Source organism: Streptomyces sp. NBC_00080 (assembly GCF_045041255.1).
In the GTDB taxonomy this organism is placed as follows: domain Bacteria; phylum Actinomycetota; class Actinomycetes; order Streptomycetales; family Streptomycetaceae; genus Streptomyces; species Streptomyces coriariae.
Map to the genome: position 1 here is coordinate 8,611,130 of NZ_CP108235.1, position 20,334 is coordinate 8,631,463.

Consider the following 20,334-nt stretch of genomic DNA (forward strand, 5'->3'; position numbering starts at 1 on the left):
TCCACGGTGCCGCGGGCCGATAGGCACTGGCGGGACGTCTGGCTGCCCGAATACGGTGGCTGGACCGCCGCCTCCTTCGCTTCGGACCACGTTCCGAGCAAGGGAGGGACGATCATCCGCTGTCGTATGTCGGTGGACATCGGCTTGACGCCGACGACATGCCCTCCCCCCCACCCCCGCCCGCGAGCAGTGGATCGGCATGGAGGGGTCTGTACGGTGAGCGGCCCTGTCTCACATTCGGTGGTGACGGAGAGTCGTGAAGGTCCTCGACACTCGCGTGGAGGATGTCAACAAGCTTGTGCAGACGGTGTTTTCGGGTCTCTCCCCGCTGGTCGTAGAGGATGTGGCCGACGAGGGCGAGCGGATCGTGGTGCGGGCACGGGCTGGGCAGGGCACCGCGGTCTGTCCGGTGTGCGGCGCGTCGTCGGGGCGGGTGCACGGCCTTCACCTGCGGACGGTGGCCGACGTGCCGGTCGACGGACGGCGGGTGGTGTTGCGAGTGCGGGTGCGACGCTTGGTGTGTCCCACGCGCGGCTGCCGGCAGACCTTCCGCGAGCGCCGGATCCAGCCCCCACACCCCCCGAGGACTTACCGGACCACCGGAACGCGAAACCCCCGCCGGCACCGTCCCTCAAACAGAGCCGCACCCCACTCGATTCCCTGAGTGCGGAGGCGAGTCACCCGCCGGGGATCATTCGCGTCGGCCGGAGCGCGTCAGGTGAGTGACGTCCACACGCTCTTGACCTCGGTGTACAGATCGATCGCTCCCGAGCCCATCTCCCGGCCCCAGCCGCTCGCCTTGAAGCCGCCCCAGGGGGCGGACGCGTCCAGCGGATTGGGCATGTTGATGAAGACGGTGCCCGCCCGGACGGCACCCGCGACGCGGTGCGCCGCGGCCACGTCACGCGTCCAGACGGCCGCGGCCAGGCCGTACTCGGTGTCGTTGGCCCGGGTGACGGCCTCTTCCTCGTCGTCGTAGGCCAGGACGGTCAGCACCGGCCCGAAGATCTCCTCGCGGGCGATGCGCATGTCGTCGCGGGCTCCGGCGAACACGGTGGGCTGGTAGAAGAAGCCGGGCATACCTTCCACGGGCGCCCCGCCGGCCAGCAGCTGCGCACCCTCCGCGGTCCCGCTGCGCACCAGCGCGTCGACGTGGTCACGGTGCTCGGCGGTGACGAGGGGGCCGAGCTCGGTGCCCGGCGCGCTGCCCGCGCCGATCCGCATGCCGGCGACCGCCTTGGCGCAGCGCTCGGCGAACGCGTCGGCCAGCGAGCGGTGGACCAGGAAGCGGGTGTACGCGGCGCACACCTGACCGCTGTTGAGGAGGGCACCCTGCAGACAGCCGGCCACGGCCGCGTCCAGGTCGGCGTCGGGAAGCACGATGCTCGGCGCCTTGCCGCCGAGCTCGAGGGAGACCCGCTTGAGGTTGCCCGCCGAAGCACGGACGATGGCCCGGCCGGTCTCCGTGGAACCGGTGAAGGACACCTTGTCCACGCCGGGGTGCTCGACGAGGGCGCGCCCGGCCTCGGGACCGCCGGTGAGCAGGTTGACGACGCCGGCGGGTATGCCGGCCGCCCGGCACAGTTCGACCAGCCGCACAGTGGTCATCGGGGTCTGCTCGGCGGGCTTGACGATCACCGTGTTCCCGCAGGCCAGGGCCGGGGCGATCTTCCAGCTTGCGATCATCAGCGGGAAGTTCCACGGGGTGATCAGCGCACACACGCCCACCGGCTCGCGTTTGCTGTACTGCAGCACACCGGGGAAGGACAGTGGTGCTGTCTCGCCGTAGATCTTGGTGACCCAGCCCGCGTAGTGGCGGAAGTGCTCGGCCGCCCCCGCGACGCTGATCGCGGCGGAGATCCCGAGTGGCTGGCCCTGGTCGCGGGTCTCCAACGCGGCGAGCTCCTCGGCGTGTTCGTCGATGAGATCGCCGATACGCCACAGTATCCGGGCGCGCCGGGCCGGGGTGAGGCCGGCCCATTCGGGGCTGTCGAAGGCTGTGCGGGCGGCCCGTACGGCCGCGTCGGCATCCGCCGCTTTGGCGTCGGACACGCTGGCGTGGGGACGGCCCGTGGCCGGGTCCAGGGTCTCGAACTCGGCGCCGGAGGCGGCGGACTGCCATGCGCCGCCGATGAAGAGGGTGTCGCTCACTGGTGTACTCCCAGGGTGAAGTCGGCGCAGCGCTCGCCGATCATGACGGCCGGTGCGTGGGTGTTGCCGGAGGTGACGGAGGGCATGACGGAGGCGTCCGCGACGCGCAGCCCGGTGATGCCGTGGACGGACAACCGTGGGTCGACGACCGCCGCCCGGTCGGTGCCCATGCGGCAGGTGCCCACCTGGTGGTGGTAGCTGAGCAGGGTGCGCTTGATGTAAGCGGCGATCTCCTCGGCGGTGCGCACGTACGGTCCCGGCGCCACCTCGCGGGCCCGCCAATCGCCGAGCGCTTTCTCCTCGCCGATCTCCCGCACCTGCCGCACGGCCCGCACCATGGCCGCGAGGTCGGAGGGTTCGGCGAAGTACGCGGGGTCCAGGGCGGGCGCCCGGGTGGGGTCGGTGGAGCGCAGCCACATCCGGCCGCGGCTGAGCGGGCGGATCGTGCCGGCGAGCACCGTGTAACCGTGCCCCTCCTCGGGGACGGTCATGTCGGACACCGGCAGCGGCACGTGCGACATGAGCGGCTGGAGGTCGGGCATGGCCAGCGCGGGGTCGGACGTGGCGAAGTAGTGCGCCTCCAGTTTGTTCGCCGTGCCCTGGGGAATCGGGCGTGCCGACTCCCACACCACCGGTGCGAGCGTGTGGTCGTGCAGGTTGGCACCCACGCCCGGCAGGTCGGCGGTGACGTCGATACCGAGTGCCCGCAGCTCGTCGGCGGGTCCGATGCCGCTGAGCAGCAGTACCTGGGCCGAGCCGATGGTGCCGGCGGACAGGATCACCTCGCCCTCGCAGCGGATCTCCGTCTCCCGGCCGTCCTGCAGCAGGACGACGCCCCGGGCCCGGCCCCGCTCCACGAGGAGCCGCGCGACGAGCGAGCCTGTCAGCACCGTCAGCAGCGGGCTGTCGAGCACCGGCCGCACGAAGGCGGTCCACGCGCTGACCCGTCTGCCGTCGCGGACGGTGCGGTGCAGCACGTTCACGCCGAGCTGCCGCTCGCCGTTGCAGTCGTCGTTGTGGGGGATGCCGTAGTCCTGGCAGGCCTCGACGAACGCGGTCGTGACCGGGTTGGGGGAGTGGTTGCGGGTGACGGGTAGCGGACCGCCCGCGCCGTGGTAGTACGACGCCCCGTCCTCGAAGTCCTCCGAGCGCTTGAAGTACGGCAGCACCTCGTCGTAGGACCAGCCGGACGCCCCCTGACAGGTCCAGGCGTTGTAGTCGGCGCGATTGCCCCGGACGTAGATCATGCCGTTCAGCGCGCTGGAGCCGCCGAGGACCTTGCCACGCGGCCAGAACACCCGCGTCCCCGAGGAGTGGCGCTGCGGCTCGGTGCTGTAGGCGTGATCCTGAGGGGAGTTCCACAGCTCCCACAGGCGCCCCGGGTCGTGGATGGCCGGATTGTCGTCCCGGCCGCCCGCCTCGATGAGCAGGACGGTGCGGCCGGCGTCCACGAGGCGGCGCGTGAGAGCGCAGCCGGCGGATCCGGCGCCCACCACGATGTGGTCATAGGCAGTGTGTGCGGCTCGCATGCGGTGAGCCTCGCTCCGCGGGACGCGCCTTGGCTTGCGGTGCGGTGCACGGTCGCTTGCGGCACTGGGCACGAACGTCCGCGGACGGCCGCTTCCGGTCCGCGGCGCCGTGGGACGAGGCGAGGATGGGTGCCGGCACCTGCCACCGGCGGGGCCGTTCGGTCCCGGCATGTCCAGCACCACGGAGGTCCCCATGGCACTCGTCCCCGGCAACACCTTGATCACCGCTACGCCCGAAGCGGGCCGGGAGCTGGCGCTGAAGATGGCCCGGCTGGTGGTGAAGGCGACACAGCCGGACGACGCCGCACGCGGCCGGCTGCGTCCCGAGTACGCCGAGAACGCGGATTCGCTCATCGCGGTCTCGCACGTCGTGGCGGTCGAGTTCGCCACCATAGCGGCGGCGAACGACTACTGGCGCAAGGCCTGAGCGGCGGCGCGCGCCTGGCTGGGGCTCATCCCGTAGGCGGCCTTGAAGGCGTGGCTGAAGCCGGCCGGGTCGGGAAAGCCCCAGCGCCCGCCGACGGCACTCACCGGCAACGTGTCGAGCGCGGGATCGGTGAGGTCCCGGTGGCAGTGCTCGAGGCGCTGTTCACGGATCCAGCCCGAGACCGTGTGGCCCCGGTCGGCGAGCAGCTTGTACAGGTAGCGGCGTGAGATGTGGTGGGCGGCGGCGATCTGGTCGGGTCCCAGCCGCGGGTCGGCGAGCCGCTGTTCCATGTAGCTCAGGATGCGGCGGGTGAGCGGTTCACCGTCGCCGTACGGCACCTCGCGCGCCCGCTCGGTACTCGGCGTCACGAGTGCGCCGACCAGGTCCACCACGGTGTCCGCCAGCCGCGGGGGTGCGACGGCCTCGAGCTCGTTCACCTGCTCCGCGAGTCCCTTCAGGAAGGGCATGACCACCGGCCCGAGGCCTGTCCGGGAGGGGATCGGGGTGGCCGTCAGCCGCTCCACCTCACGGTCGGGCAGTCGCAGCATCGGCAGGGGGAACATCAGCACGAGCATGCGGTAGGGGCGCTCGAAGTCCAGCGTGTAGGGAAACCTGGTGTCGTACAGGGCCAGTTCACCCGGTCTCAGGAAGACCTGGCGGTCCTTCTGCGCCAGGGCGCACTGTCCGGTGAGCTGAAGACTCACCTTGATCATGTCCGGCAGGTCGGAGGTGATGTGCCGGCGGGTGTGGGCGACCGCGTGCGGATCGGCTTCGACGACCGACACCTGCACCGGTCCGACCAGGGCACTACACAGACTGGCGCTGAAGTCGGGCACGTCGTGCGGCAACGCCTCCAGGGGCACGAAGCTGCGGCCGATGAGCGCGTGCCAGTAGTCGAAGCGGCCAGCCGCGGTCTCCTCCAGTGGAGTCGTCATCGTGGACATCACCGTCTCCCTTCCACGGCCACGTGCGCGGTACGACAAGCATCCGTGCCGCGGCCGACAAGTGCCACACTTCCCGCAGGTCCGACAGTGTCCGCAGGCACCCGCGGCGCACCGACCGGAGAGAGGCACGATCCAGCACCATCGACTTCACTCTCAGCCCCGAGCAGCGAGAGCTGCAGCTCCATGCGCGAAAGACCGCGCAAGAGGTTCTTGGCGGCGCCCAGGCCACCGGCGTGGGCCAGGGCACGCCCGAGCAGCGGTTCGCCGCCACGCGGCCCCGCTACCGGGAACTCGTGCGGGCCGGGCTGCTGCGCAAGCAGGTTCCGCCGCCGCTCGGCGGCACGATGACCGGTCTGCTCGACCTCGCGCTGGTCGCCGAGGAACTGTGGGCGGTCGATGCCGACGTACCGCTGTCGCTGTTCTCCACCGGCCTGGGCCTGATGCCCCTGCTGATGTTCGGCAGCCCTGACCAGCAGGAACGGCTCTTGCCGCTGTTCGTCGGTGACGACGGCGAACCTCTGGCCGCGCCGGCCTTCAGCGAGCCGGGCGGCTCCGCGAACTTCCGCTCGCCCCATCCCGGCACGGGGATCGCTACCGTGGCGCGCCGGGAGGGCGACGAGTGGGTGATCAGCGGAGAGAAGCAGTTCATCCCGCATGCCTCCGGCTGGGACGGCGAGGGCGCCGACCTCTTCGCGGTCGCGGCTCGCACGGACCTGGAGGACCCGCCGCAGGAGTCCCTGGCCGTCTTCCTGGCGCCCCGCCCGAAGAGCGGCCTGACGGTGCTCGGAGCCATGGACACCCTCGGCCACCGGTCGGCACTCGTGTCCAGGATCCGCTTCGACGAGGTGCGCGTTCCGGCCGGGAACATCCTCGGCGCGCCCGGTGACGGCATCCGCATTCTGGAGACCGCGTTCAGTGCCACCGCCGGCCTGGTCGGCGCGTTCTGCGTGGGCGTGATGCGGGCGGCCTTCCAGACGGTGCTCGACTTCGCCCGGACCGAACGTCGCGGCGGCCCGGTTCCTGTCATCGAGCACCAGAACGTCGGCACACTCCTCGCGGACATGAAGGCGCGCCTGGAGGCCTGCCGCTACCTGACCTGGAAGGCCTGCCACTACTTCGACCAGACCGGCGGACAGGGGACCGAACTCTCCCTGGCCACCAAGGTGTTCGCTTCCGAGACCGCAGTCCAGGTCGTCTACGACGCCATGCGCGCCGTCGGCGCCGAGGCCTACACCACGGCCCGCCCACTGGGCGGTCTGCTCCAGGACGTCCTCGCCTACCCGCTGTTCGACGGCGGCAACGTGGGGGTGCGCAGGCCGCAGCTGCAGCGGCTGTTCGCCCGGCCCGGATACGACCAGCTGGCCGCAGCCGAGGGGCGTGTGCCGGGGGAGTGACATGACAGCTCCTCGCGGGGGCGGAACCCGGACGGGTTCCGCCCCTGGGTTCATTTCAGCCGAGACCGTCCGCGCCGACCTGCACGGCGGACTCGTCCAGCACTGCGTCGGACACGGACTGTGGTTTCCCGTCGAGGTCGAGCACAGGCGCGGCCTCCTTGTACCAGGACTCGATCACGGCGTTGCCCCAGAAGTCCCGGCGGCGGTCGTCGTGGACGTTCCAGCGGTAGGTCTCGTGGTCGGGGTCGCCGGTGTAGTAGTCGGAGGTGTAGATCTCCACCCGGTGGCCGTCGGGATCGCGCAGGTAGAGGTAGAAGGCGTTGGAGACGCCGTGCCGTCCGGGGCCGCGTTCTATGTGGTGCTCCTTGCGGATCGAACCGAAGAGGTCGGCGCAGCGAAGCACCTGGTGGGACTCGTGGGTGGCGACACCCAGGTGGTGCAGGCGGGGGCCCGCACCACCGGTGAAGGCGACGTCATGGACGGTCTGCTTGCGGTACATCCAGGCCGCGTACAGCTCGTGCTCGTCGCCCTCGATGGTCTCCGAGCAGCCGAAGCCGAGGGACCGGTAGTGGGCGTAGGCGGCGGGGATGTCGGGGGTGCAGATGTTGAAGTGGTCCAGGCGGGCGATCTCGGCGCCGTGGCGCAGGTCGTAGCGCTGGATGAGGCGCTCGGCGCGGTCGATCTCGTGGAAGAACTCGACCGGGAAACCGAGCGGGTCGATCACGCGCACGGCGTCGCCCACGCCGTGGGTGCCCTGTCCTTTCGGGACGCGCCGGACGGGGCGGCCCAGGTCGGTGAAGAACCTCTCCGCCTTGTCGACGTCCTCGGGGCTGCGGACGCGGTAGGCGAGGTGGTCGAGGGCGGCCACTTCTCCGCGCCGCAGCACCAGGGAATGGTGGGTGAGTTCGTCGGTGCCGCGCAGGTAGAGGGAGTCGGCGTCCTCGTACTGGACGTGGAAGCCGAGCATGTCGACCCAGAACCAGCGGGCGGAGCCGAGGTCGGTGACGGCGAGCTGCGCGTAGGCGGAGCGGATGACGTCGGGGGCGTCGGGGTGCGCGGTGGTCATGAGGCGGCTCCGAAGCGGGGGGTGTGGACGTCACCGAGGGCGATGTGGACGATCTTCGATTCCGTGTAGAAGTCGATCGAGTGCGCACCGCCTTCGCGGCCGACGCCGGAGGCCTTCACGCCCCCGAAGGGGGTACGCAGGTCGCGGACGTTGTGGGAGTTGATCCACACCATGCCGGACTCGACGGCGTGGGCGATGCGGTGGCCGCGCTTGAGATCCGAGGTCCAGATGTAGGCGGCCAGGCCGAACTGGGTGGCGTTGGCGAGTTCGATGGCCTCGGTCTCGTCGTCGAAGGGGGCGACGGCGACGACCGGGCCGAAGATCTCCTCCTGGAAGATCCGGGCGTCGCGCTCCACGTCGGCGAAGACCGTGGGCTGGAGGTAGTTGCCGTCCGTGAGGTGGTCGGGACGGGTGCCGCCCGCGACCAGCCGGCCTTCCTTCTTGCCGATCCCGACGTAGTTGAGGACCTGTTCGTAGTGCTCGGGATGGACCAGGGCGCCGACTTCCGTGGCCGGATCGGAGGGCGGCCCGACCCGCACGTTCGCCGCCCGCTCGGCGAGCCGGCGGGTGAACTCCTCGTAGACGGGACGCTCGACCAGCACCCGTGAACCAGCCGTGCACCGCTCGCCGTTGAGCGAGAACACCCCGAACACCACTGAGTCGAGTGCGGCTTCGAGGTCCGCGTCGGCGAAGACGACGGCCGGGGACTTGCCGCCGAGTTCCATGGAGGTGGTCTTCAGGTGCTGGGCGCTGCATCGGATGATGTGCCGGCCGGTGTCGGTCGAACCGGTGAAGGAGATCAGCGGCACGTCCGGGTGGTCCACCAGCGCCTGCCCGGCCTCCTCGCCGATGCCGTGCACGATGTTCACCACACCGGCCGGGACACCCGCCTCGGCGAAGATCTCCGGCCACAGCGAGGCGGACAGCGGCGTCCATTCGGCGGGCTTGAGCACCAGCGTGCAGCCGGAGGCCAGCGCCGGGGCCAGCTTCCAGCTCTCCAGCATGAACGGGGTGTTCCACGGTGTGATCAGCCCGGCCACCCCGACCGGCTTGCGCACCACGTAACTGACCTGCTCGCCGCCCTGACGGAAGGCCTCCTCGCCGAGAGCGACGATCACGTCCGCGAAGTAGCGGAAGTTCTCGGCGGCCCGGCGGGCCTGCCCCTTCGCCTGGGTGATGGGCAGCCCGGTGTCGTACGTCTCGAAGGCGGCCAGCTTCTCGTGGCGCGCTTCGACGGCGTCCGCGATGCGGTTCAGGACGGTGGCGCGCCCCCGGTTGGACAGGCCCGACCAGGCCGGGAAGGCGGCGCGTGCCGCCGTCACAGCCCGGTCGATGTCGGCCGCCGAACCGCGTGCGGCCTGCGCGTAGGGGGTGTTGGCCACGGGGTCGGCGACGTCGAACGTCCGCCTGTCGGTGGCGTCGGTGAGTTCCCCGCCGATCCAGTGCCGGATCACGGAGGGCAGATCCTCGATGGAGGTCATGGTCAGGCTCCGATCTGCTGGGCGAGGTCGCCGCCCTGTGCGAGCAGCGCACGGATCTCGGTCAGTCCCGCGTCGGTGGGGCCGGTCAGCGGCGGGCGGACGTACGTGGAGGCGATGTGGCCCTGCTGGGCGAGCACCCACTTGGCCGGCGACGGGTTGGTCTCGACGAACAGCAGGTCGACCAGCGGGTGCAGGCGGTAGTGCAGGTCCCGGGCCGCGTCGAACTCGCCCGCTTCCCACAGCTCGTACATCCGGGCCACCGCGGTGGGCGCGAGGTTGGCGACGGCCGACACGAACCCGGCCCCGCCCAGCGCCAGCAGCGGCAGACACAAAAGCTCTATGCCCGACCACACCAGCAGGGAGCGCCCGCAGGCGTGCAGCACGCGGGAGAAGTGCTCGAAGTCCTTCGTGGTCTCCTTGACCCCGACGAAGTTCTCGAAGTCGGTGAACAGTCGCTTGACCGTCTCCGGTGCGATGTCCACCGCCGTGCGCGAGGGCACGTTGTAGGCCACGATCGGCAGGTCCGGGAACTCCCGCGCCACCCGCGCGTACCACTGGTACAGCGCCTCCTGCGTGGGCCGCGCGTAGTACGGCGTGATGACGAGCGCCGCGTCCGCGCCCAACTCCCGGGCGGCCGCGGTCATTTCCAGGGTTTCATCGAGCTTGTGGGAGCCGGTGCCGGGCAGGAACGGCACCCGGTCGCCGATCTCCTCCACCGCCGTACGCATCCCCGCGATCCGTTCGGCGACGCTCTGCGCACTCGGCTCGCCGGTCGAGCCGCCGAGCGAGATGCCGTGCGAACCGGACTCCAGCTGGAAGCGGATCAGGTTACGCAGGCTGTCGTGGTCGAGGGCGCCGTCCGCGGTGAACGGTGTGACGACGGGGGCGATGGACCCGCGGATGGCCGACGGGTCGCTGCGGAACTTCACTGTGATTCTCCCTTGCACCAGTTCTCGTAGGCGTCCCGCCAGGGCGGACCCAGCGGATACAGGCCGTCGACGCTCTCGCCCGCGGCGACCTGCTCGGTGATGAAGCGCTCCTGCCGTTCCTGCTCCCGGCAGTCGGCGATCAGCTCCTCGGCCAGGTCCGGCGGGACGACCACCACGCCGTCCGCGTCGCCGACGATCAGGTCGCCGGGTTGCACCAGGGCCCCGCCGCAGGCGATGGGCACCCCGGTGTCCCAGGGGACGTGCCGGCGGCCGAGGACCGACGGATGAGAACCGGCCGCATACACCGGTAGACCGAGGCCCGCCACCGCCACGCTGTCGCGGACCGCTCCGTCCGTCACGACTCCGGCCGCACCGCGCCGCTGGGCGCGCAGAGCGAGGATGTCGCCGAGGGTGCCGGCGCTCGGATCGCGCCGGGCGTCCATCACCAGCACGTGTCCGGGGCGCAGTTCCTCGACCGCGCGCTTCTGGGCGTTCATGCCGGTGCCGTACCGCTGGAACAGGTCCTCACGCAGCGGCAGGTAGCGCAGGGTGTGGGCGACCCCGACCATGGGCCGAGCCCCGGGGTGCAGCGGGCGGACGCCGTCGACGGACATGTGGGGCAGGCCGCGCGAACGCAACTGGGCGCTCAAGGTCGCCACGGCCACCGACCGCAGCCCTTCTTCCAACGTCGGGTCGAGCAGCGGGTGCGCGGTGCCGTACGCCGCGTCCCGCTCGGCCGCATCGGTCCTGGGCATCGCCCCGTACGGTTCCAGCGCGGGCCCGGCGGCGACCGGGTTGCGCAACCGTCCCGTCGACAACCCGCCGCCCGTGACCTCGACTTCCACCACGTCGCCGGGCGCGACGACCGAGGCGCCCGCCGGAGTCCCGGTGAGGATCACGTCCCCCGGCTCCAGGGTGACCAGTCGTGACAGATCGGCGACCAGCTGCCCGAAGGGGAACAGCAGCGTGTCCGTGGTGTCGTCCTGCACCGGTTCGCCGTTCACCCAGGTCCGCAGCCGCAGCGCGGCCGGGTCGAGTTGGCGTGCGTCCAGCAGCCGCGGCCCGATCGGGGTGAAGCCGTCGGCGCCCTTGGAACGGAGGTTGGAGCCGCGGTCGGCGTACCGGAGGTCGTATACCCCCGCGTCGTTGGCGGCCGTGACCCAGCGGACGTACGACCAGCCGTCCTCCGGGGCCGCGCGCTGCGCGCGTGAGCCGATGACGAGCGCGATCTCGCCCTCGAAGCCGAGGAGTTCGCATCCGTCGGGCCGGACGATCGCCTCCTTCGTCCCGGACAGCGACGACGGCGGCTTGAGGAAGTACGACGGCTGGGCGGGGATGCGGCCCCGTTCCCTCGCGCGGCTCGGATAGTTGAGGTGGACGGCGATGATCTTCGACGGGGGGTTTCCCAGCGGGTGCGCCATTACGAACGCTCCAGGCTGTGCTGATTCAGGAAGGCCTGCACCTTGGCCTTGTACGGATCGCGGTCGTACGACTTGACGTACGCGCCCGCCATACGGACCGGGTCACCGAAGAAGTAGTACTCGTACAGGGCCTGCCGGCTGGAGAACGCCGAGATGCAGGTGTCCCACACCAGGCGGAAGAGTTTGACGCGTTCCGGGCCGGTCAGTGTCGCGGACTGCAGGTACGCCTCGATGTCGGCGGCGGCGGGCCCGGTGATGTCGAGTTCGGTCGGCGTGGCCATGAGGCCGGAGGCGCCGAGCTTGCGCAGGATCTGCGGGAAGCGCTGGTAGAGCTTGGGGTAGAGGTTGCGGGCGGCGTTCAGCGGGGCCCAGGCGGGGGTCAGCACCCCGTACTCGTTGAGCTCGGCGTCGGCCTCCGCGGCCCGCAGGAAGGCGCGCAGCATCTCCAGGGTGGTGATGATCTCGGCGATGTCCTCCTGGACGTGCTGGAACTGCTCGATGCCGATGGCCTCGGTCAGCAGGGAGACCAGGCCGAGGACGTACTCGGTCTTCGCGGACGTACGCGTGACGACCTGGTGGGTCATGTGCACGACGGAGGAGGTCTGGGAGTAGAAGCCGTTGCACAGTTCGGCGTCGCCGAGGGCGAAGCACCGTTCGTAGGGCACGTGCACGTCGTCGAAGACGACCACACAGTCCGACTCCTCGAAGCGGGAGGCCAGGGGGTGGTCGTGGCGCGGGCGGTCGTAGTCGAGGGGCTCGCGGGCGATATAGCGCAGCCCCGGGGCGTCGTTGGGGACGGCGAAGGCGAAGGAGTACGGCTTGTCCTCGGGAGTGCCGCGCAGCACCGTCGAGGGGAAGACCAGCATCTCGTCGGCGAACGGGGCGATGGTGGCCAGCATCCGCGCGCCCCGGATGACGACCCCGTTGTCGTCCTCTTTCACGATCCGCGCAGCGAGCTTCCCACTCGCCTGCTGGGTGCCCGCCACGGCACGGTTGACCTGCGGCGGGATGAGGGTGTGCGTGCACAGAAGGTCCTCTTCGCGGACCTTCTCGTAGTAGCGGCGGATGTTCTCCCCGAAGCCGGGATCGGCCTGCGCGAACCAGTCGGCCGCGGACGCGAGCGCCATCAGGGAACTGTTCATGTAGTCGCCGGTGCGGCCGAGCATGCCGTTGCTGTGGTCGGCCCACACCTTGAACGCCTCGCGGCGCTTGACCAGGTCGTCGGCGCTCCTCGGCGTGAGGAACGAGGTGCCGACCGGCTCGCCGGAAGTGGGGGAGGCGTAGGTGAGGACGTCCTTGTGCTCGTCCGAGTGCTGGAGGTCGAACAACTCGGCGTAGGTCCGCACCACGTTCCGGAACGCCGGGTGATCGGGGATGCCGCCGGTGACGGTCTCACCCTGGATGTGGACGGTGGGTCGGGAGACGGCGAGTCGCTCGAGGTATTCCTTGCCGGTGCGTGCGGCCATGTTCAGCTCCTACGGGCTGGGGGAGGGGCTCGGGACAGGGGTGCGGAGGGGTGTCGGTGTCAGAAGAGGTGCTCGATGCCGTCGGCCGATTCGGTCGCGGTGCCGAAGCGGCTCCAGGCGTAGGTGAGGGCGTCACCGTCGCGGTGGCCGAGATCGGTGACGCGGCCGAGCACCAGGGTGTGATCGCCGCCGTCGTACGAGCGCCAGGGTGCGCACTCCATCCAGGCGAGGGGGCTATGGAGCCGTGGCACGCGGGCGTCGGGCATCCAGCGCGGCTGCGCGGCTCCCTCGACGCCGGCGAACTGCCGGGCCAGGGGCTCCTGTTCGGCGCCGAGGACGTTCACGCAGAAGGGCCGGTCCAGGAGCTGGTCATGGCAGCGGGCCCGGCGGGCGACGCTGATCAGCACCAGCGCGGGATCGGCCGAGACGGACGTGAACGAGTTCATCGTCGCGCCCCGCGCGCCGTCGTCACCGCGGTAGGTCACGACAGTGACACCGGTGGCGAAGCGTGCCATACAGGCGCGCAGGGCGCCGGGACTGGGTGGAGCGAGGGCATCTGGCATGGGGACTCCCAGGGGCGGCCGGGCGACGGGACCTTGGGCGGAGATTCCGCCGGAGGACCAAGGGACGCGGGGGACCTGTGCACCGGCGGAGAACACGGCCAACAAGAACAATCAAAGCTTTGATTATTGCTGTGACCGTACTCGCGGTGTGCGGGGTTGGGAACCCCCGGGGGGAAAGTCGTGTTACTCGCCGGAAACCTGCGGGGCGGCCCGCCGGGGCAGCCTCGCGGCCCGGCCTACACTCCGGGTGTGACCCAGGAAGAACCCGACGCCGCCGAGGACCTGCACTTCTGGTCGTTCATCGACCACGCCGTCGAACGGGCCGAACGGGAACTGCCCGGTATCGACCCCGTCGCCATGCGGCTGGTGCTCACCCTGCATCGCGCCGCCAACATGCTCGTGTACGACCTCGAGTCGAGCGTGCACAGGCCGCGCGGCTGGTCGTGGCCCGGCTTCAGGGTTCTCTTCGCCGTCTGGCTGGCCGGCCCTGCGGAGGCCAAGAAGGTGGCGGAACTGTCCGGGATGAGCAGGGCCGCGGTCTCCGCGTTGGTCGCCACCTTGGAGCGGGACGGCTTGATCAGCAAAGAGCGTGCCGCGTACGACGGCCGGGCTGTCCAACTCCGTCTGACTCCGGCCGGACTGGAGGCGATCACCTCGGCCTTCCGGGCACACAACGAACGTGAGCAGGAATGGGCGAGCTCCCTGACCGCGGAGGAGCAGCGAAGCCTCACCGAACTGCTGGGCAAGCTGATCGCCCACTCCACGCGCTTCGACGTCCGCCACCGGGTCTGAGTGGGGGACGACAGGCGGAGCGGGGATCGCCATCCGGATGATCTCAGGATGCGTGCGTCACGGGGTCCGGGCGTATTCGGTCCCGTTCGTCGTACCGGCTCCACCATCCCGCGCCCGCCGGACACGGTCCCGAACGCGCTGCCGGTGCCTATCGCTCCGGCCGAAGCGGAGGGGAGGGACCGGCTATCCCGTGTCGGTTGCCGAGGCGGCTGCTCGCTCGGAGGCAGGGAAGAGGCGCTGGACGGCGTCGACGCGGACGGCCGCGTCGGCCGACCTGCCCGACCCGGCCTGGCCCCGCGCCCACGGCGGCACTGCGGGCACCGTGCTGCGGCTGGAGCACTCCGGTCCGCGACGACCCGTGGACGCCATAGTGCTGGAATGAGCGGCCGACGCGGCCGCCGCCGTCCTGGACCGGACCCGCGGCCGGCAGCCCCGTCGAGAACAGGACGCGGCCTCCGTCGAGGTCGGCGCGGGAAAATGCGTTCTTGCACGGTGGAGTGATGCACGCGCAGGGTTGCGGCCGCGGCCCGCATGCCGACGGTGGAGCGCGACCAGAGCACGGCGGACACGGCGATTGCGGTGGCGAGCAGGACGCAGCGGTGGGCGGGGCAGTTCATCGAGGCCCAGAATCCGGATAACCACGACGTACGATGTGCCACATCGATCCCGTCGCGGACGGCGGCCGGGCCCGGCGGCGCGGACGCGGGAGGGCTTCCCTCGCGGCGAGGGGGCCGGTCAGTACCGCGATTGCGTTGCTGGCCGTCCCGGCCGCTATCGCCCTCAACAAAGGGAGTGCGCGGTTGACGACCGACACGGCTGCCTTCGATCCCACGCAGGCGTCCATCGATGCCATCGTCCGCGAACCGGCTTCGTCCTCGACACACGCCGCGCGTGCGGCTAGGTACGCAGCCCGTCACAGGGAGCCCGGAGCCGGGAACAGGCCGCGCCCGGAATCCTCCGACGACTTCTGCTCGCACCAGATCGTCTTGCCGTGCCGGTTCTGCCGCGTTCCCCAGCGGTCGGTCACCTGGGCGATGAGAAGGAGTCCGCGTCCGCCTTCGTCGAAGAGCTGGGCTCGGCGCAGGTGCGGGGCCGTACTGCTCGCGTCACTCGCTTCGCAGATCAAGGTGCTGTCCCTGACCAACCGCAGCTGAATCGGCGGGGCGCCGTACCTGATGGCGTTGGTCACCAGTTCGCTCACCACCAACTCGGTGACGAAGTCGGCCTCCTCCATTTCCCAGGCGACCAGCCGGCCTCTGGCCCATGACCGGGCGTCGGCCACGAAGGCCGGGTCCACGGGTACGTCCAGGACGGCCACGCGGTCCTCACCGAAGGTGTGGGTGCGGGCGATCAGCAAGGCCACGTCGTCCGCGGGATGCCCCGACGACAGGTCTCCGAGCACGTCGTCACACCTCGTCCGCAGCGATGCGGAGGGCCTGGCGAGTCGGCGGCGTAGCTGTTCGAGCCCCTCGTCCACATCCCTGTCACGCGGGCCTATCAGCCCGTCGGTGTACAGGACGATCTCGCTGCCCTCGGGCAGGTCGACATCGCAGACGTCGAATTGCAGGCCGCCCAGGCCCAGCGGGGGACCCGGCTCGAGCTCCAGGAACCTCGTGCCGTTGCCTGGAGCGAGTACCGCCGGGGGCGGATGGCCGGCGCTGGCGAACGAGGCCCTGCCCGAGACGGGATCGTAGATGGCGTACAGGGCCGTGGCCCATATCGCCGTGGGGGCCGAATCGTCCGCCTCGAAGGGCTCTTCGTCGCCCAGCTGAGCGACGAGATCACTGAGGTGGATCAGGAGTTCGTCGGGAGGGAGGTCGACATCGGCCAGGGTACGGACCGCCGTGCGCAGGCGTCCCATGGTGGCAGAGGCTTGGATGCCGTGCCCGGCCACGTCGCCGACGACCAGGGCGACCCTCGCACCGGACAGCGGGATCACGTCGAACCAGTCGCCCCCGACCCCGTACCGCGATGTCGCCGGCAGATAGCGGCCGGCAGCCTCCAGGGCGGACTGCTGAGGCAGGCGGCCGGGAAGAAGACTGCGCTGCAGGGTCAGGGCCGCCCCGCGCTCGCGGGTGAAGCGGCGGGCGTTGTCCAGTGAGACCGCGGCGCGCGAGACCAGTTCCTCCGCCAGCTCCACGTCCGCCTGCTCGAACGGCTCGGCGGGCCGTGACCGGCAGAAGAGCGCCACGCCGAGCGGAAGCCCCCGGGCCCGGACCGGGACGAACATCCACGAATGGAACCCGTACTGCGCTGTCTTCCGCGCGCGACGCGGGTCGTCGGCGAACCATCGGGAGCTACGGGCGTCCTCGCCCCGCAGCAGCACAGGGCGACCTGTCGCGAGACAGCGGGCTGCGGGTGAGTGCCATGGAAAGTAGTCGACCTCCCCCAGCGCCACCACTGCCTCCGGTGTGCCCTCACGCACAGACAGGTGAGCCACACGTCGAAGTTCGGCCCCCCGCGTGACTGAATCGGGTTCTTCGCCGCGCAACAAGGGCTCGAGCAGATCCACGCTGACGAAGTCGGCGAGCCGGGGAACAGCGACTTCGGCGAGTTCCTGGGCGGTGCCCATCACGTCCAGGGTGCTGCCGATGCGGGCGCTGGCTTCGTTCAGGATGGCCAGCCGCTGCTTGTCGCGGTGCTCATCGGTGATGTCTCGAACGGTGGCGCACACGCCCACCACGTCTCCGGCCCGTCCGTACAGCGGAGAAGCGGTGGCGGTGAAGATGTGATCGTGATCCGGATCAGCCGGCGTGCGCCCACGGATCATGTGCGCCGTCGCCGGGCGGCCGCTCTCCACCACCTGCCGTAGTCGGCTCTGCCAGTCCTCCGTGTCCGGGCCGGTCAGGACGTCTTCGAGCTCGCGCCCCTGCCTGTCGTCCTCGGACATGCCGATCATCCGGCTCATGGCTACGTTCTGCCGCACGCAGCGCTGGTCCGTGTCGTAGACCGTGAGCGGGACCGGCGAGTCCGTGAACAGCCATTCGAGTACGGCCTGATCGGCTGCGATGGCCCCGCCGTCCTGACGGCAGGCTCCGATCGTGAGCAACCACTCCGCCGCTCCCTGCCGACTGAGGGCGTGCGCCTCCACCACCGCCCTGAGGACGCGCCCGTCTCGGCACCGCATCCCCAGTTCATCGCGCCACCCGTCCCGTAGAGCGGACGGGAAACCGTTCACGGAGACCATGATGTCGGTCAGCGGCCGGCCCACCATCTTCTGACTGGTGCGGCCCAGGAGCCGGTAGGCGCCAGGACTCCACCCCGTCACGACGCCGGAGGTGTCGACGGTCATCGCGACAGGCGGTTCGATGCCGGACGGAAGATCGGCGGGTTTGCGGTTGGCAGCGCCTCCGGGCAGGTCCATTGCTGGCGTTCCTCACTCCGGCGGAGCCACCGTGCCCTCCGCGGCCGGGGTCAGTGACCTCAGCATCCCCCTGGAACTCCTGAGAGGCAAGATGGTGATATGTCGCCTGATCCGGATCATTGCGCTGCTGAACCAGGTGGGTCCACATTCCTGCCGCGCCACGCGTAGTGAGCCACTCAGAGCGGCCGCGAATCACTACGCGCTGGCGCCCCGGTCGGCACAGCCACCTCGATGTCCGCGGCGCCGAAGTGGGCGGCGCTGGTGCGTCGTGGCCCCTCCCTGTCCCGACCGGGCGCCTTCACGGCCACGTGAAGTGGTCCGGCCGCCTGCCTGGCCGATGGAACAGAACAGATAGGCCGCGCTCATACGGGGCCTCTCGGCAGGGCCGCCGACGCTCTGGTCATGTTCCACGGGGCCCCAGCAGTCTCGACGAGGACAGGAAGGGCAGGTCGCTCATCTGGTCGGTGCCGGCCGGCGGTCGAGCGGGGAGCGTTCGATCCATCCGCGCCGGTAATCGTGGCCGGATCGTCCACCGCACCGCCTGACCGACCTCGGCGGTGAATGAAGGAGAATGCACGTCGCCCTTGCTGTCGTGCTGGTCGAACGCCGCGGGAGCGACCCGCACGCACTGCCTGGCCGCGGTACCCGTCCTGGTCCGCACACTTTCAGCTCCGTGCCATAACCATGCACCCGTCTCACCGCCCTCGGCCTGACCGGCGGCCTGCGCACGCCCGATGACGTGGGCCGTCCGGCAATCGTCAGCGGGCCGGGGGCGGAAATACCGATCGTGGTCGTACCCACCGGAGAGGCCCGGCAGATCGAGCACGAGACCCGAACCCTTCTCCGCGGCACGTGAGGCGCATGCGCGCCCTCGGCCTCGCCTCGTCGCGTTCGTAGGAGAAGTGCGAGAAGGTCGTGACCGGCCCGCACCGCACCGCGACCGCTCCTACTGGCCCGGCGCGCAGTGGCGCCGTTCCCATCCTCGCTTCGGTCGGCAGGACCATCCGGTCGCCGCGACGGGTGATCAGCGGCCGGGTCGCCGTGGTGGCCGTCGCTTGCTCGACGGCACAAGTGAAGGAGCTGGTCGCGGCGTCGCCCGGCCAGTGCACCGCGACCACGTAGTGAGTACGTTGCAGGTCGTGGTCGACGGCTTCGGCCCGGGCACAGGCGCTCGTCTCGTCCGTGCCCTCCAACAGGTTGTCGATCAGCTGGCGGCGCAGCCGCAGTCGACCTCGGTGAGTTCGCGCATATGCATGAGCTCCTGGGCGAGCGAACGCTGGGCAGGGTGTGGGACAGCACCAGCAGCCCGTGTGGGTGCAGCGCCGCGAGTGGACGGGGGTTGTGCCGTTCGGCGCCCGCGGTGTTGCTCGGGTGGCGGGGGACGTCTTGGTTCGGAGACGTGAGGGGACGGCCTCCGTTACGGATGGCAGGCCATGGATCACTCCGTTCCCCTCCGGTCATCGGAGGGGATCGAGCGAGTCGTGGGATCCCCGCCCGGGCGAGCCCCGAGCACCCGGCGCAGGCAAGACCATCCGACTTTGAGCCTTGTTCTCGTGGGCCGATCGACTGCGTCGATTTCCGACCTGCCGGGTGCAGGCGGAGCGCGCTGCTCTGTTGCCACTCTGGGCTTGTCAGGGATCGCCGGGCGCACCGGTGGCTGTGGCAGGAAGGACTGGCTGATGAACGAGCAGGCCCGCAGGACCATCGCCGCTCGACGTCACCCCGTTGTCGCTGGGCGTGGAGACGCGCGGCGGAGTGATGACGAAGATCATCGAGCGGAACACCACCATCCCGGTGCGCCGCAGCGAGAGCACCCCGGCCTGGATCGCGGCGCCCATCGCCACGACCTCGTCGGGGTTGACGCTCATGTTGGGGTCCCTGCCGCCGCTCAGCCTCCGCACCAGGGTCTGGACGGCGGGGATGCGGGCCGAGCCGCCGACCAGGATGACCTCGCCGATGTCGTTGTCACTGCCTTCTCCACCGCCGAGGACAACCAGCCCGCCGTCGACGTCGTCGTCCTGCAGGGCGAGCGGGAGAGGGCCCGTGACTGCCTGACGTCGGAGACCAGCCTGCCTGGCGTCTTCGCCGCAAGCGACGTCCGCAGCGGCTCGGTGAAGCGCGTGGCCTCCGCGGTCGGCGAAGGCGCGATGAGCATCCACTCCGTGCACCGCTACCTGAGCCACACGGCCGCGCCCGGCGGCACCGACACCTCCCCGCAGACCCGTCCGAAACAGTCCGCTTGGCCCGCATGACACCCAGCAGGCGACGAGATCACGAGAAGGAGAAGGAGGCGATGGCAATGTCCACGCCCGTCCGGCGCCACCGCGGCGCAATACAGGACAGACCCCTTGGCTGGGCACGCAATCCACTGACGGAGTTCGACCAACTGCTCGGCGAGATGAGCGGACTGATGGAATCCACGGTGGGAGGCGCGGCGCCCGCAGTCGCGTGGACACCTCTGGCGGATGTCACGGAGTCCGACGACGCCTTCCACGTCGAGATCGAAATCCCCGGCGTCAAGAGCAAGGACATCAACGTCGAAGCGAACGGCCAGGAGCTGGTGGTCACCGGAGAGATCAAGGAGAAGGAACGCAAAGGCGTCCTGCGCCGGAGCACCCGCCGCACCGGATCCTTCGAGTACCGGCTGCGGCTGCCCGGAGAGGTCGACACCGAAAAGATCAATGCGCGGATGTCGGACGGGGTGCTCAACATCGCCGTACCCAAGGCCGAGGTCGCAAGGCCCCGGCACATCGAGATCAGCGAGAAGAGTGAAAGCCCCGAGAGCGAGGGCTGAGACCCGAACGCCG

At 70.4% G+C, this 20,334-nt stretch carries 16 protein-coding genes and 3 pseudogenes; 7 read left to right on the forward strand and 12 right to left on the reverse strand.

Annotated features, from left to right (window positions below; translation table 11 throughout):
* Positions 1 to 307 precede the first annotated feature (307 nt).
* Positions 308 to 559 (forward strand): annotated as a pseudogene (locus tag OHU34_RS38460) (transposase family protein); the annotation flags it as partial.
* Positions 560 to 714: 155 nt separating this feature from the next.
* Here OHU34_RS38460 and OHU34_RS38465 read toward each other — a convergent pair.
* Entirely contained in the window at positions 715 to 2,151 is a 1,437-nt protein-coding gene (locus tag OHU34_RS38465; protein WP_405770813.1) for an aldehyde dehydrogenase family protein, read from the reverse strand.
* Entirely contained in the window at positions 2,148 to 3,680 is a 1,533-nt protein-coding gene (locus tag OHU34_RS38470; RefSeq protein WP_405770816.1) for a GMC family oxidoreductase, read from the reverse strand. Before OHU34_RS38470 ends, OHU34_RS38465 begins: the two co-directional genes overlap by 4 nt.
* A 169-nt stretch (positions 3,681 to 3,849) precedes the next feature.
* Here OHU34_RS38470 and OHU34_RS38475 point away from each other — a divergent pair, with 169 nt between their 5' ends.
* Positions 3,850 to 4,107 carry a hexameric tyrosine-coordinated heme protein gene (locus tag OHU34_RS38475; RefSeq protein WP_405770818.1) on the forward strand — a complete coding sequence of 86 codons (258 nt, stop codon included), beginning with the start codon at positions 3,850 to 3,852 and terminating at the stop codon, positions 4,105 to 4,107.
* Here the strand turns inward: OHU34_RS38475 and OHU34_RS38480 are convergent.
* Positions 4,089 to 5,051, reverse strand: coding sequence for a helix-turn-helix domain-containing protein (locus OHU34_RS38480; RefSeq protein ID WP_405770820.1), 963 nt, complete (start codon positions 5,049 to 5,051; stop codon positions 4,089 to 4,091). The two genes, OHU34_RS38475 and OHU34_RS38480, sit on opposite strands and share 19 nt — an antisense overlap.
* A 140-nt stretch (positions 5,052 to 5,191) precedes the next feature.
* Between OHU34_RS38480 and OHU34_RS38485 the strand changes: the two genes are divergently transcribed.
* Positions 5,192 to 6,445 carry an acyl-CoA dehydrogenase family protein gene (locus OHU34_RS38485; protein ID WP_405772503.1) on the forward strand — a complete coding sequence of 418 codons (1,254 nt, stop codon included), beginning with the start codon at positions 5,192 to 5,194 and terminating at the stop codon, positions 6,443 to 6,445.
* Between the two features lie 55 nt (positions 6,446 to 6,500).
* On the opposite strand, the gene hpaD is transcribed toward OHU34_RS38485, so the two are convergent.
* From hpaD to OHU34_RS38515, 6 genes are read right to left on the reverse strand one after another with little or no spacing between them, the layout of a single operon-like run.
* The gene (gene hpaD, locus OHU34_RS38490) at positions 6,501 to 7,511 is read right to left on the reverse strand and encodes a 3,4-dihydroxyphenylacetate 2,3-dioxygenase (protein WP_405770823.1); all 1,011 of its coding nucleotides are present in this window, start codon (positions 7,509 to 7,511) and stop codon (positions 6,501 to 6,503) included.
* Entirely contained in the window at positions 7,508 to 8,992 is a 1,485-nt protein-coding gene (gene hpaE, locus OHU34_RS38495; protein WP_405770826.1) for a 5-carboxymethyl-2-hydroxymuconate semialdehyde dehydrogenase, read from the reverse strand. Before hpaE ends, hpaD begins: the two co-directional genes overlap by 4 nt.
* Before the next feature lie 2 nt (positions 8,993 to 8,994).
* Positions 8,995 to 9,921, reverse strand: coding sequence for a 4-hydroxy-tetrahydrodipicolinate synthase (gene dapA / locus OHU34_RS38500; RefSeq protein ID WP_405770829.1), 927 nt, complete (start codon positions 9,919 to 9,921; stop codon positions 8,995 to 8,997).
* Positions 9,918 to 11,342: a fumarylacetoacetate hydrolase family protein gene (locus tag OHU34_RS38505; protein WP_405770832.1), complete on the reverse strand. Its 1,425-nt coding sequence runs from the start codon at positions 11,340 to 11,342 to the stop codon at positions 9,918 to 9,920. The genes dapA and OHU34_RS38505 overlap by 4 nt, the downstream gene beginning before the upstream one ends.
* On the reverse strand, positions 11,342 to 12,808 hold the full coding sequence (hpaB, locus tag OHU34_RS38510; RefSeq protein WP_405770835.1) for a 4-hydroxyphenylacetate 3-monooxygenase, oxygenase component: 1,467 nt from the start codon (positions 12,806 to 12,808) through the stop codon (positions 11,342 to 11,344). Before hpaB ends, OHU34_RS38505 begins: the two co-directional genes overlap by 1 nt.
* A gap of 59 nt (positions 12,809 to 12,867) precedes the next feature.
* Positions 12,868 to 13,371 carry a flavin reductase family protein gene (locus OHU34_RS38515; protein WP_405770838.1) on the reverse strand — a complete coding sequence of 168 codons (504 nt, stop codon included), beginning with the start codon at positions 13,369 to 13,371 and terminating at the stop codon, positions 12,868 to 12,870.
* Between the two features lie 249 nt (positions 13,372 to 13,620).
* On the opposite strand from OHU34_RS38515, the gene OHU34_RS38520 reads away from it, so the two are divergent.
* On the forward strand, positions 13,621 to 14,163 hold the full coding sequence (locus OHU34_RS38520) for a MarR family winged helix-turn-helix transcriptional regulator (RefSeq protein ID WP_405770840.1): 543 nt from the start codon (positions 13,621 to 13,623) through the stop codon (positions 14,161 to 14,163).
* Between the two features lie 190 nt (positions 14,164 to 14,353).
* Entirely contained in the window at positions 14,354 to 14,545 is a 192-nt protein-coding gene (locus OHU34_RS38525) for a hypothetical protein (RefSeq protein ID WP_405770843.1), read from the forward strand.
* Positions 14,546 to 15,076: 531 nt separating this feature from the next.
* On the opposite strand, the gene OHU34_RS38530 is transcribed toward OHU34_RS38525, so the two are convergent.
* Complete coding sequence (locus OHU34_RS38530; protein ID WP_405770845.1) at positions 15,077 to 17,527, reverse strand: SpoIIE family protein phosphatase; 2,451 nt, start codon at positions 17,525 to 17,527, stop codon at positions 15,077 to 15,079.
* A gap of 758 nt (positions 17,528 to 18,285) precedes the next feature.
* Complete coding sequence (locus OHU34_RS38535; protein ID WP_405770848.1) at positions 18,286 to 18,969, reverse strand: hypothetical protein; 684 nt, start codon at positions 18,967 to 18,969, stop codon at positions 18,286 to 18,288.
* Positions 18,970 to 19,237: 268 nt separating this feature from the next.
* Here OHU34_RS38535 and OHU34_RS38540 point away from each other — a divergent pair.
* Positions 19,238 to 19,339: pseudogene (locus OHU34_RS38540) on the forward strand (Hsp70 family protein); the annotation flags it as partial.
* On the opposite strand, the pseudogene OHU34_RS38545 reads toward OHU34_RS38540, so the two are convergent.
* Positions 19,336 to 19,494 (reverse strand): annotated as a pseudogene (locus OHU34_RS38545) (Hsp70 family protein); the annotation flags it as partial. The pseudogenes OHU34_RS38540 and OHU34_RS38545 sit on opposite strands and share 4 nt — an antisense overlap.
* Positions 19,495 to 19,826: 332 nt before the next feature.
* On the opposite strand from OHU34_RS38545, the gene OHU34_RS38550 reads away from it, so the two are divergent.
* Positions 19,827 to 20,321, forward strand: coding sequence for an Hsp20/alpha crystallin family protein (locus tag OHU34_RS38550; RefSeq protein WP_405770850.1), 495 nt, complete (start codon positions 19,827 to 19,829; stop codon positions 20,319 to 20,321).
* Positions 20,322 to 20,334: the final 13 nt, after the last annotated feature.